At 71.0% G+C, this 12,345-nt stretch carries 8 protein-coding genes; 4 read left to right on the forward strand and 4 right to left on the reverse strand.

What is annotated here, in order from left to right; genetic code table 11:
- Positions 1 to 15: 15 nt before the first annotated feature.
- Both F5972_RS15845 and F5972_RS15850 read left to right on the forward strand, forming a co-directional pair.
- The gene (locus tag F5972_RS15845) at positions 16 to 1,236 is read left to right on the forward strand and encodes an FAD-binding oxidoreductase (protein WP_150934250.1); all 1,221 of its coding nucleotides are present in this window, start codon (positions 16 to 18) and stop codon (positions 1,234 to 1,236) included.
- A gap of 24 nt (positions 1,237 to 1,260) precedes the next feature.
- A complete protein-coding gene (locus F5972_RS15850) occupies positions 1,261 to 2,337 on the forward strand; it encodes a WD40/YVTN/BNR-like repeat-containing protein (RefSeq protein WP_150934251.1) in 1,077 nt (358 codons plus the stop codon).
- 29 nt (positions 2,338 to 2,366) lie between these two features.
- Here F5972_RS15850 and thyX read toward each other — a convergent pair whose 3' ends face one another.
- Entirely contained in the window at positions 2,367 to 3,149 is a 783-nt protein-coding gene (gene thyX / locus F5972_RS15855; protein ID WP_150934252.1) for an FAD-dependent thymidylate synthase, read from the reverse strand.
- Positions 3,150 to 3,704: 555 nt separating this feature from the next.
- On the opposite strand from thyX, the gene F5972_RS38135 reads away from it, so the two are divergent.
- Positions 3,705 to 6,107 (forward strand): cellulose binding domain-containing protein, encoded by a 2,403-nt coding sequence (locus tag F5972_RS38135; RefSeq protein ID WP_225311524.1) that lies wholly within the window; start codon positions 3,705 to 3,707, stop codon positions 6,105 to 6,107.
- 583 nt (positions 6,108 to 6,690) lie between these two features.
- On the opposite strand, the gene F5972_RS38845 is transcribed toward F5972_RS38135, so the two are convergent.
- From F5972_RS38845 to F5972_RS15870, 3 genes are all read right to left on the reverse strand, one after another.
- Complete coding sequence (locus F5972_RS38845) at positions 6,691 to 6,825, reverse strand: hypothetical protein (protein WP_263641833.1); 135 nt, start codon at positions 6,823 to 6,825, stop codon at positions 6,691 to 6,693.
- Between the two features lie 100 nt (positions 6,826 to 6,925).
- Positions 6,926 to 8,053, reverse strand: a complete 1,128-nt coding sequence (locus tag F5972_RS15865) for an amidohydrolase family protein (RefSeq protein WP_225311525.1) — start codon at positions 8,051 to 8,053, stop codon at positions 6,926 to 6,928.
- A gap of 110 nt (positions 8,054 to 8,163) precedes the next feature.
- A complete protein-coding gene (locus tag F5972_RS15870; RefSeq protein WP_225311526.1) occupies positions 8,164 to 10,332 on the reverse strand; it encodes an anthranilate synthase component I in 2,169 nt (722 codons plus the stop codon).
- A 230-nt stretch (positions 10,333 to 10,562) separates the two neighbouring features.
- Here F5972_RS15870 and F5972_RS15875 point away from each other — a divergent pair, with 230 nt between their 5' ends.
- On the forward strand, positions 10,563 to 12,245 hold the full coding sequence (locus tag F5972_RS15875; RefSeq protein WP_191910143.1) for a CocE/NonD family hydrolase: 1,683 nt from the start codon (positions 10,563 to 10,565) through the stop codon (positions 12,243 to 12,245).
- Positions 12,246 to 12,345 lie beyond the last annotated feature (100 nt).

Below are 12,345 nucleotides of genomic sequence, written 5' to 3' on the forward strand. Positions count from 1 at the left end.
GGTGGGACACAACCGATGTCGCCGAACACACGCCTGATCAAGGAAAGCTTCGCGCTCGTCGAACCCGTCGCGGGGCGGGCCGCCGCGTACTTCTACGGACTGCTGTTCGCGCACTGCCCCAGCCTGCGCGGGATGTTCCCGCCGGACATGGCGGCGCCGCGCGGCCGGCTCCTCGACATCCTCAGGAGGATCGTCCGGGAGCTCGACAGCCCTGAGAGGCTGACGTCCTATCTCGCCGGGCTGGGCCGCGACCAGCGCAGGTACGGCTTCTCCCCCGAGCACCACGCGGCCGCCGGCGCCGCCCTGCTCGCGACCATGAGGCGCTTCGCCGCGCGGACCTGGACCGAGGAGACCGAGGCCGCCTGGACCGAGGCGTACGCCATGGCCTCGCGGATCATGACGGACGCGGCCGCGGCGGAGACCACTCCCCCGTGGTGGCTGGCGGAGGTGATCGGCCACGAGCCGCGCTGCCGCGACCTCGCGGTCCTCACGCTGCGGCCGTCGCAGCCGATGGACTTCGTCCCCGGGCAGCACGTCACGGTGCAGACGGCCAGATGGCCGCGGGTGTGGCGGCGCTTCTCCATCGCCAACGCCCCCCGCCCAGACGGCACGCTGCGCCTGCACGTGCGGGCCGTGCCCGGCGGCTGGGTGAGCTCGGCCCTGGTCCGCCACACGCGTACCGGCGACCAGCTGCTGCTTGGCCCGCCCGCGGGCACGATGGCGCCCCCCGAGTCGGACCGCGACATCCTGTGCGTCGCCGGCGGCACCGGGCTCGCACCCCTGAAGGCCGTCATGGAGCACGTCATCGACTCCGGCCGCCGCCCCAACATCCACCTGCTGTTCGGGGTACGGCACGCGGGCGACCTGTACGACATGCCCGATCTGGCGCGGATGGCGGCGGGCTTCCCCTGGCTGCGGGTGCTGCCGGTGGTCTCCGACGACCCCGCCTACCGGGGGCTGCGCGGCCGGCTTCCCGACGTCGTGGACGCGTTCCCGTCCTGGGCGGATCACGAGGTGTACGTCTGCGGCCCGCCCCCCATGGTGGACGAGACCGTACGGCGCCTGCGGCGCTCGGGGGTGCCGCTCGCGCGGATCCACCGCGACACCGATCGCCACGACACCGATCGCCACGACACCGATCGCCACGACACCGATCGGGCGCGCGACCGGAGGGACCCGACCGAAACGGCGAGCACGCCGGACCGATTCCTGGCAGGATTCGAATCGAAAACGTGATCGAAATCCGGACAGGGAGGACGCATGCCCGCACTACTCGCGATCGGCACCCGAAAAGGATTGTTCCTGGCACACGCATCGAACGGCGGGCCGTTCGAGGTCGACCCCGTGCGCTTCTCGACCATCGGCGTCCCCTCCGTCGCCGTCGACACGCGCGGGCCGGCGCCCCGGATCCTGGCCGGGATCGAGTACGGCCACTTCGGGCCGTCCGTCCTGTGGTCGGACGACCTCGGCGAGACGTGGCAGGAGGCGGCCACCCCGCCGGTCGCCTTCCCCGAGCGCACCGGGGCCGCGCTGGCCCGGGTGTGGCAGCTCCAGCCGTCGCCGGCCGAGCCGGGAGTGGTGTGGGCGGGCGCCGAGCCGGCCGCGCTGTTCCGCTCGGAGGACGGCGGGGCCACCTACACGCTGGTCGAGGGCCTGTGGGACCACCCCACCCGGCCGCGGTGGCAGCCGGGCGGCGGGGGGCTGTGCCTGCACACGGTCATCCCGCACCCCACCGACCCCGGCCGGCTCGGTGTCGCCGCCTCAGCCGTCGGCTTCTTCCGCAGCGACGACGCCGGGGCCAGCTGGCGGCCGTCCAACAGCGACATCCGCGCGCCCTTCCTGCCGGAGGGAGCGCAGTATCCCGAGTTCGGGCAGTGCGTGCACAAGGTGGCGCAGCATCCCGCGCGGCCCGAGCGGCTCTATCTCCAGCACCACTTCGGCGTCTACCGGTCCGACGACTTCGGCGGCTCCTGGACGGAGATCGGTTCCGGGCTGCCCTCCGACTTCGGGTTCCCGATCGCGGTCGGTCCGGACGACCCCGACCGCCTGTACGTCTTCCCGCTGCACGGCGACGCCGACCGCACCCCCGTCGGCTACCGGTGCCGGGTGTTCCGCAGCGACGACGCCGGAGCCACCTGGCAGGGCTTCTCGGAGGGCCTGCCCGAGGGCCCGGCGCACGCCGCCGTGCTCCGGGACGCCATGACCGCCGGGCCCGCCGGGGTGTTCTTCGGCACCCGGGACGGCGAGGTGTACGGCTCCACCGACGCGGGCGAGACGTGGACGCTGATCGCCCGCCACCTGCCCGACGTCCTGTGCGTGCGAGCCGCCGTGGTCTGAGTGCCGTGTTGTGACTGTCCGGCCGGCGCTCAGACCTTGCGGTAGCCGGGGATCCAGGCGCCGTCCTCGACCGTGTAGTCGCCGAACAACGCCGGGGCCTCCGCCCGCATGATCTCCCCGATGCGGTTGAACACGAGGCGGATCTCCTCCTCCGCCCCGGCGGCCGTACGGGACTCGATCGTGTGGCGCAGCGTGCGCATGTTGGCCGTCCAGACCAGGCCCGTCGCGACGCCCTCGGGGGCGAAGCGCCGCATGAACGAGGTGCGGTGCTTCTTCTCCGAGAACGGCACGCCGTCGGCGTCCAGCCCGAAGTGGGCGGACATCCAGTTCTGGAACTCCTCCATCCGGTCGAGCATCTCGGTCGCCCGCTTCATCAGCTCGGCGTCCTCGCGCGCCCACTCGGGGAACCAGAACGGCAGGTCGTTCAGCCGCACGAAGCGCAGCGACTCCTGCGAGATCGCCACCCCCGGCCGGTGCCGCACGAGCTCGTGGGTCATCACCCGCGAGACGTTGTGCAGCACGAAGCTGAAGCTGGCGTGCTCCAGGACGCTGCCGTGCGCGCTGGCGAGGATGTTGCGCAGGTACGCCTCCTGGTCGGCACGGACCCGCACCACGTTGGGGTTCAGCCCCGGCTCGAACGAGCGGTAGCACAGCCGCCCGGCGAACTCGGCGAGGTCCTGCGCGTCGAACTCGCCGCGCTCCAGCCGCTCCAGCCAGCTCTCCCCGCCGACCTCCCGCAGATAGCGGGCCAGCTCGTCGTAGTCGACGGACGGCTTGGCGACGAGGAAGACCTCGGGCTCGACGCTGCGCATTCATTTCCCCGTTGAGTCGGTGCCGGTTGTGACGGGTCCAAGCAAACCAGCTCAGGCCCCACGATCGCGACTCGGGGTGAGGCGCCCACCGCGCCCTGACGCGCGGTGCGCGCGATCAGCGGGAGCGAGTCTGGCCGTCGCCGTATGCCGAATCCGCTCTGAAAGATTCAGGAAAGTTTGCCTGGAAAATTTCTCGACTTACGGGCGTTCAGATCGGCGTCGATGACAAAGGCGATGGTCATAGGGGCAGCGGACCAGTCGGTGAGAGGGCGGAGCCGCCCGCGCAGGGCGACGCTACCGAGGGCGGGTGGACTGAGACGGCCCTCATCTCTAGTTTATGTTTCGTGTTGATCATCTAGAAAGTTTCTGTTCTGAGATGGTTCGACGGGTCGAGCGGATCGCTCCTCATCAGCGGAGAGTCCATGGTGCGCACGAGGCCCAGTACGCGCCGATCGTCTCCATATACCTGTCCACATACCTGGTCGTCCGATGCCGGTTGCGCGAGGAAGTACTGATCGGCGCCGTCAAGGCCGACATCGAGGGAGAGTCCCGTTCGTGGTCTTCGACCCCGCCACCGAACTGCCGGACGACGTCCCGCATGTCGGCGCCACCAACTGGGCGGGCGGCCGGTCGGCCATGGGAGTCGCGGGCCTTCGCGTGGACACCGACCTCGTCGTACACGCCGAGCCGACCAGACATGACGGACGAGTGGCCGCGCTCCGCCTGCTGCGCGGCCCGGAACGACCCACGGCGATCTTCGAAGCCGCCGGCCTGACGGACAGGGAAACGCACGTGGTCACACCGCTGATCCGCTGGGATCAGCCCCTTTCGAGAGGAGGTGGATCGGCTACCGGATGTGATGCGAGTCGCTCAGCACTCCATGCCCTCCCACAACAAGGAATCCCTGTGAAGACCAAACCTCTGGCGAAGTTACTAATAAGCACACTGCTTGCCGTTTTCGTCGGCGTCGGGACGACCGCCCTGGTGGCGCCGGAGTACGGCGCGATCGCGGCGACCGGCCCGGCCGGCAACGACTCGGCCGCCCTGGCAGCCGGCGGCTGCGTCGCCGATCCCACACTGCCGGGCGCCACGAGGAGTTCCCTCTACACCGTCACGGCGGACGGCTCCCCGCTGTTCGTCGAGAAGATGACCAAGTTCGCTCCCGAGATGCAGGTGCACTACGCGCACTGCTCGATGGCGGCAGCGGGCACCGCCAGGTTCTCCGTCACCGTCGCCCAAAGCTTCAACTCGTACACCGTCAGCCCCAAGAGCCGGAAGCTGGCGGTCACCAGAAGCGGCAACACCATCACCTTCGACAGCGGCCCGAACTACTTGATCGTCCAGTTCGACTCCGCAGAACTGCTGTTCATCCTCATTGACGCACCCGAGTCCGATGCGCCGCACCTGGGGGACGCCAACGTCAAGAGCCTGGCCGACTACGGGGTCGACAACACCGGGGGGACACTCGTCACGGCCAAGATCCAAAGTGCCATCAACGCCGCGTCGGGAGCGACCCGCAATATCCTGTACGTGCCGGCCGGCAAGTACCTGGTCGGCGAGCTCTGGCTGAAAAGCAACATGACATTGTATTTGGCCGCCGGTGCGGTCCTCTACGGCTCGAACAACAAGGCGGACTTCAACACCGGCAGCGGCGGGGTGAACATCGAGGGCATGCAGCACGCCTCCCTGCGGGTGTACCAGGTCAGCAACGCGAAGCTGCTGGGCCGCGGTGTCATCGACGGTAACGGGAAGTCGCTGCGGGCGCAGGGCCTGAATCTGGCGTTGCTGAAGATCGAGCAGAGCTCGAACATCCAGGTCGACGGCCCGATCGTCCGTGACTCCAGCTACTGGAACACGCTCGTCTACCGCAGCGACAAGGTCACCATCAAGAACTACAAGCTGATCAACTGTCGGCCCACGACGGGTTACAACAACACCGACGGTGTGGATTTCGACGAGTCGACCAACGGCCTGTTGTCCAATGCCTTCCTCTACACCGGTGACGACAACATGGCGACCAAGAACGAGGACACCACCGCCGGTGCGATCGACACCAAGAACGTCGTCCACGAGCATGTCGTCTGCTACAGCAATTCCGGCTGCGCGAAGATCGGCACCAAGACGGAAGGGCGGTCGATGGACGGGGTCGCGTTCCGTGACATCGACGTGGTGAGGGCGGGACGCTCGATGGTGATCGACGCGGTCGACACGGCCGTCGTTTCGAACACCCGGTGGGAGAACATCAGGGTGGAGAACACCGACAGCCTGATCGACCTGCAGGAGGACCGGCCGCCTTCCTGGCGAACCGTGAAGAACACCGCGACGATCCGCGACGCCTACTTCACCAACGTCTCCTCCGACGTGAAGAAGGTCGTCAACCTGCACGGTCGTTCGTCGAGCGTGAACATCAACGGCGTACATTTCACCAACTTCACCGTCCAGGGCAAACCCGTCACCAGTTCAACCGACGCGGACGCGAGCTGGAACATCAACTCCTACGTCTCCAACATCACCTTCTCCACGGCCCCGACCTCCACGCCCTCGCCGAGCCCGACACCCTCACCGAGCCCCACGCCCTCGCCCACCCCCACGCCCTCGCCGAGCCCCACGCCCTCGCCCTCGCCCTCGCCGAGCCAGTCCGGCGCCTGCGAGGTGAGCTACACGATGAACTCCTGGAACGACGGGTTCACCGCCAGCATCCACATCACCAACCGTGGCACATCAACGATCGACGGTTGGACCTTGGCGTTCACACTTCCTGGCGGGCAGACCATCACCAACGGCTGGAACGCCACCTACACCGGCTCCAGCGGTCAGATCTCCGCGCGCAACGTCTCGTACAACGGAACGCTGGCAGCAGGCGGATCCACCGACATCGGCTTCCAGGCCACCCATACCGGCAATACCGGCAAGCCTGACCAGTTTGCCCTCAACGGCGTCAGCTGCGCCATTTCCTGACGGGAACGCCGTATGTGTGCCGCTTCTGCCGGTTGATCTCGTGCAAGGGTGTCGAGGCCAACCGGACGGCGGCCACCTGGTCGCGCCTGATCGGGGCGGCGACATGAAGGCCCGGATCCCTGACGGGGGTCCGGGCCTTTGCGTACTTCGCCCACGGCTGCGGCTGCCCCTGCTGCGCTGCGCGGTTCCGGAGGTCAGGACGGGCACGGCGGCTGACACGCAGGGTCCGTACTGCCGTGAGACGGTCGCCGTCTGCGGCAGGATGCGGCGGACGAACGCGATGTAGGTCTCGAGGAACTCGCCGTCCGAGCTGGGGTAGGACACGCGGCCCGCACCGACCCGGGTGAAGCCCGTCCAGACCAGCCGGCTGAAGTGGCCCGTCTTCTGCGGGTCGCCGGGCGGGTTGGGCCCAGTCGTAGTCGGCGATCTCGTTGTACCAGGAGGACACGGCGTCGGCGGCGGGCAGCGGCGTGGCGTCGGTGCCGCCACCCCAGAAGATGTTCTCGCCGGTGCCCTCGCGCAGGCCGCCGTACCCGGCCGACAGGCCCTCGTGCTCTGAACGGGATGCCACCCGGGACTTGGCCTACTCGACGAGTTCAGGATCGAGCGTCAGCGGCGGCGCATGGTGCTTGGCCCGGAAGGCATCGGCCGAGGCCAAGGCCCCGGTCAGGAACTCGTCGTCAGTGGCGTCCGGCAGAGCGGCGCGGGTTCCGGCCATCTTCGATCACCTCGTTGTGCCTGCCTGACCTGCGGAAAGGGCGTGCCGCTCCGGCGCCTCCCGGCGGAATAAGACGTTGCCTTTACGTTGTAGATTCGGTTTATAGGCGATAGACGCGGCGGGCGTTGGCCGAGCCGATCATGTGGGCGATCCGGGCCGCGTCGGAGACGCTCCACTCTCCCTCGGCGATCCGGCCGGCCAGCAGCCGGGCCAGGCCGCGGCGGTGATAGAGGGCGGCCAGATAGCACAGCTCGGCGGCGCCGTGGCAGCCGGAGCCGTACATCTGCTTGTGGAACGGCGCGAGCTCCAGCAGCTCGCGCAGGATGTGGGCCGATCCCGCCCCGGTGAGCGCCACGGCGAGGCCGGCGTCCACGTAGACGTGCGGGAAGACGCTCGCGAGGTACGCCGCCTCGCGGTGGCAGGGATAGCAGTGCACCAGCACGACCGGCACCCCGAGCGGGGCCAAGGCGAGGACGAACCCCGTGAGCCCCGCCGGGTCGGCCGTGTGGATCTGGATCGGCAGGCTCCGCTCCCTCGCCACGTCGGCGGCGGCCCACAGCAGGTGCCGTACGAGGACCGGGTCGGCGAGGCGGGCCTTGGGGTCGGCGAGCCTGCGACCGGCCGCGGCGATCACGCTGCCGCGGGAGGGCCGGGACGGGTCGGAGCCGGGCCAGCGGCGGTGCGCGGCGACCGTCTTCAGCCCGGCGGCGCGGGCCGCGCGGGCGGCGAGCTCGTCCCGCAGCGCGCCCGCGTAGTCGACGGCGGGCAGGCCCGCCTCGGCGACGTCCCGCTCGACCTGTTCCAGCCGGACGATCTCGTCGGCGACGGCCCCGCCGAGCCGCCCCATCTCGGCGGGGCCGAGCAGGTCGGGGGCCTCCGGGCCGGTGTCCACCAGGAAGGCCGAGACGCCGGCGCCGCGCAGCAGCCGCCGGTTGACCTCGGCGGCGCCGAGCTCGGTGCGGCGGGACAGGTACACCGCGGCCGACGCGTGTGGTTCCAGGCCGAGGACCGGCGCGCACCAGCGCCGGATGGCCGCGCCCGCCGGGGTGTCGAAGTGGGTGGTCCCGGGCGGCGCGGGCGCGCCGCCCTCGGCGACCAGCTGCTCGAACCCCGAACGCGGCGGGTCGTCGCGCCGCACCCCGTGGCAGTGCTGGTCGACCATCGGCGCGAGCAGGGCCGCCCGCACCGTGTCGGGGACCGGCACGGGCAGCGGGTCCGCGGAAGGCAACGGGTCCGCGGGAAGCGGCGGGGCATGAAGTCGCGTCTCCGGCACGGCAGAGGACTCTACGGCTCCCCCGCCGCGCCGGCGCCGCCCGAGGACGGCTCTTTACCCGCCGTCTACCGGGCGCAGAGACGCAGCACGTTGGCGATGATCCTCGCCCCCGCGCGGCCCTCGGTCGTCAGGATCGACTCGGGGTGGAACTGGACGCCGAAGCGCAGGTTCTCGGTGTCCTCCACGGCCATCGCCGCGCCGTCCGGCGTGAACGCCGTGACCCGGAAGCCGGTGACCCCGGGCTCCTTGGCGTGCAGGGAGTGGTAGCGGGCCGCGACGAACTCGCCGGGCAGGCCCTCGAGCAGCGCGCTCTCGCCCTCGCGCCGGACGCGTCCGCGCTTGCCGTGCTCGGGGTACGGCAGCAGTTCCAGCGTGCCGCCCGCCTGCTCGACCATCGCCTGCAGGCCGAGGCACACCCCGAAGACCGGCAGCCTCCGGGCGTACAACGCCTCCAGCAGGGCGGCGCAGCCGAAGTCGGACGGCCAGCCGGGGCCGGGCGACAGCACCACGAGCGTGGGCGCGATCTCGTCGAGCTTCTCCATCGGGAAGCCGTGCCGCAGCGTGATCACGGACGCGCCCTGCTGCCGGAAGTAGTCGGCGAGGGTGTTGACGAAGGAGTCCTCGTGGTCGACGAGCAGCACCCGGTGGCCCTCCCCCGGCAGGTCGGCGGGGGGCGCCGCCGGGGCGTCCTCCCGCGGGCGGGTGGCCGCGGCGAGCGCGCCGAGCAGGGCGCTGGCCTTGAGCTCGGTCTCCCGCTCCTCGGCCTCGGGGTCGGAGTCGTAGAGCAGCGTGGCCCCGGCGCGCACGGTGGCCACGCCGTCGCGGATCTGCGCGGTGCGCAGGGTCAGGCCGGTGTTCATCGAGCCGTCGAAGCCGATGAAGCCGACGGCGCCGCCGTACCAGCGCCGGGTGGTCTCCTCGTGGTCCTCGATGAACTGCATGGCCCACGTCTTCGGGGCGCCGGTGACCGTGACCGCCCACATGTGGGTGAGGAACGCGTCGAGCGCGTCGAACTCGGGGCGCAGGCGGCCCTCGATGTGGTCGACGGTGTGGATCAGCCGGGAGTACATCTCGATCTGCCGGCGGCCGATCACCCGGACGCTGCCGGGGACGCAGATGCGCGACTTGTCGTTGCGGTCCACGTCCGTACACATGGTCAGCTCCGACTCCTCCTTCACGCTGGACAGGAGGGTGCGGATCGCCTCGGCGTCCTCGACCGGGTCGGCCCCGCGGGCGATGGTGCCGGAGATCGGGCAGGTCTCGATCCGGTCGCCGGTCACCCGCACGTACATCTCGGGCGAGGCGCCGACGAGGTGCTCTCCGTCGCCGAGGTTCAGCAGGAACTCGTACGGCGCGGGGTTGGCGGTGCGCAGGGACCGGTAGAAGGCGGCGGGATCGGTGCAGACCGAGTGGAAGACCTGGCCGGGGACGACCTCGAACAGGTCGCCGCGCTGGAACTTCTCCTTGGCCTCGGCGACGACGCGGGAGTAGGTGCCCCGGACCGGGTCGGGCGGGACCGCGCCGGGCGTGACGAGGGGCGTCGTCTCGCCGGAGCGCTCCATGCCCTGGGTGGAGGCGCCGTCCACGGTGAACTCGTAGCGGAACTCCGTGGTGGTCTCGCGGACCCGGTCGATCACGACGAGCCGGTCCGGGAGATGGAGCACCAGGTCGCGCTGGTCACCGGGGCGGGTGAGGCGGTAGCGGATCGGCTCGAACTGGAAGGCGAGGTCGTAGCCGAAGGCGCCGTACAGGCCGAGGTGCGGGTCGTCGCCGCGGAAGGCGGCGATGACCTCGCGGATGGCGGTGAAGACGGTGGGCCGGCGGCTGCGCATCTCCTCCGGGAGCAGATCCTCCGACTCGGGAACGTGCACCTCGACGAAGCCGGGCGTCGGCTCCGACACCGGCTTGCCCGCCGCCAGCAGGCAGGAGGCGACGACGGGCAGCACGACCTGGCCGCGCTCGTTGAGCGCCCGCGCGGAGATCCGGCGCCCCCGCGCGACGATCTCCAGGCAGGGGTCCACGTAGCCGAAGGCCCATCGGCTGTAGCGCCCGGGGTAGTCCATGCCGGAGGAGAAGGCTCCGCCGCGCCGCTCGGCGAGCGACGTGATGATCTCCTCCAGCGCCTCCTCGGGCACCTCGCGCACGGCCCGCTCGACCGCGATGCCGCCCGCGGTGGTATATCCGCTGATCTCCACTGTCCACGCCCCTTTTTTCGTATGCCCCGGGGCGGACATACAGAAGGCCGCCACTCACGGGGCGGCCGGTCTCCTCGATGCGAAGAATGCGAAAACGCCGCCAGCTAGCGGCGCCACCACTGGGAGGGTGCAGAAGTTCGCATGGGAAAAGCGTAGCGGCGCGGACCGCGATCATGCAACGCGACGTGGCTGGAAGCACGACTTCCGGATAGATATTCTGTTACTGAGTAGGAAACCCGCTCTCGGCTCGGCCGGGGAGGGAGGTCGGCATGGTCCGGGTGCCGGTCAGAGTGCCGGTCCGCGTGCCGGTGCGGACGCCGGTGGGCCGCCGCGCTCCCGGAGGCCCGTACGGCTCGCCCGGCCTGCGGGTCCGGGTCCGCCGCGACGTGCCCGTGCCGATGCCGGACGGCGTGACGCTGCTGGCCGACCACTACGCCCCGGTGGGCTCCGGCCGGCCGCCGACGATCCTGATCCGCACGCCGTACGGGCGGGCCGGGGTGGTCGGCTGGATGTACGGCTGGACCTTCGCCCGGCACGGCTTCCAGGTCCTGCTGCAGAGCTGCCGGGGCGGCTTCGGCTCCGGCGGTGTGCTCGACCCCCTCGTCCACGAGCAGGCGGACGGGCTGGCGACGGTCGAGTGGATGCGAACGCAGTCGTGGTACGGCGGCTCGTTCGCCATGCACGGGCCCTCCTACCTCGGGTACACGCAGTGGGCCATCGCCGCCGAGGCGCCGGACCTGCGGGCGATGGCCGTCCAGGTCACCGCCTCGTGCTTCCGCGACGCGGCGTACGTCGGGGGGTCGTTCGCCCTGGAGTCCACCCTGATCTGGACGACCCTCACCGCCCACCTGGAGGGCAGGCTGGGCGGCGCGGCCGCGTTCGTCGCGCCCCGGCGCACGCGGCGGGCCGTGCTGTCGGGCCTGGCGGGCCACCCATTGCCGGAGCTCGACCTGCTGTCGGCGGGCCGCCCGCTGCCGTTCTTCCGCGACCTGCTGGCCCATCACGGCGAGGCCGTCTGCACCTACTGGGACAAGAGGGACTTCTCGGCGTCGGTGGGCCAGGTCGGCGCGGAGATCACGATGACCGGCGGCTGGTACGACGTGTTCCTGCCCTGGCAGCTCAAGGACTACGCGGCGCTGCGGGCGGCCGGGCGGCGGCCGCACCTGACGATCGGGCCGTGGTACCACGCCGACATCCGGCACGGCCGGGCGGCCAACGCCGACGCCCTCGCCTGGTTCCGCGCCCATCTGCTCGGCGACCCGTCGGGGCTGCGCCCCTCCCCCGTCCGGCTGTACGTGACCGGCGCCGGCGAGTGGCGGGACGAGCCGGACTGGCCACCGCCGGGCATGCGGCCCGAGCGCTGGCATCTGCAGCCGGGCTTCGCCCTGTCCACCGCGAACCCGGCGGGCGGCGAGCCGGACCGCTACCGCTACGACCCGGCGCACCCCACGCCCGTGATCGGCGGCCCGGTGCTGATCGGCAACTCCGAGCCCAGGGACAACCGGCGGCTGGAGGCCCGGCGGGACGTGCTCGTCTACACCTCCGGCCCGCTCGGCCGGGACACCGAGATGATCGGCCCGGTGACCGCCGAACTGTTCGTCCGCACCGGCAGGGAGCACACGGACTTCGTCGTACGGGTGTGCGACGTCCATCCCGACGGCGCGTCGATGAACGTCTGCGAGGGCGTGCGGCGCCTGACCCCCGCCGACCGCGGCGACGAGGACGGCGTGCGGCGGGTGGAGGTCGACCTGTGGCCGATGGGCCACCGGTTCCGCCGGGGGCACCGGATCCGGGTGCAGGTGGCGAGCGGGGCCTATCCGCGCATCGCCCGCAACCCCGGGACCGGGGCGCCGCTCACGGCCGGCAGCACGATGATCGCCTCCGACCAGGAGGTGCTGCACGACCCCGCCCACCCCTCGGCGGTGATCCTCCCCGCCGTCGCCCCCTCCTGACCACTCCCTTCCGGCCCCCTCCTGACGACCGCGCCTGACCGGCTGTCGCTGGGCGCGCCAACACGACCGTTCGCCGATCGGTGATCCCCCTGTTACCCGC

Origin of the sequence: Microbispora cellulosiformans (genome assembly GCF_008728085.1) — a bacterium.
Classification (GTDB): domain Bacteria; phylum Actinomycetota; class Actinomycetes; order Streptosporangiales; family Streptosporangiaceae; genus Microbispora; species Microbispora amethystogenes.

What these genes read in the sequence shown, in the direction of transcription:
- F5972_RS15850 (WP_150934251.1), top strand. Translation starts at nt 1,261, where the DNA reads ATGCCCGCACTACTCGCGATCGGCACCCGAAAAGGATTGTTCCTGGCA.
- F5972_RS15845 (WP_150934250.1), top strand. Translation starts at nt 16, where the DNA reads ATGTCGCCGAACACACGCCTGATCAAGGAAAGCTTCGCGCTCGTCGAA.
- F5972_RS15875 (WP_191910143.1), top strand. Translation starts at nt 10,563, where the DNA reads ATGGTCCGGGTGCCGGTCAGAGTGCCGGTCCGCGTGCCGGTGCGGACG.
- thyX (WP_150934252.1), bottom strand. Translation starts at nt 3,149, where the DNA reads ATGCGCAGCGTCGAGCCCGAGGTCTTCCTCGTCGCCAAGCCGTCCGTC.
- F5972_RS15870 (WP_225311526.1), bottom strand. Translation starts at nt 10,332, where the DNA reads ATGTCCGCCCCGGGGCATACGAAAAAAGGGGCGTGGACAGTGGAGATC.
- F5972_RS38845 (WP_263641833.1), bottom strand. Translation starts at nt 6,825, where the DNA reads ATGGCCGGAACCCGCGCCGCTCTGCCGGACGCCACTGACGACGAGTTC.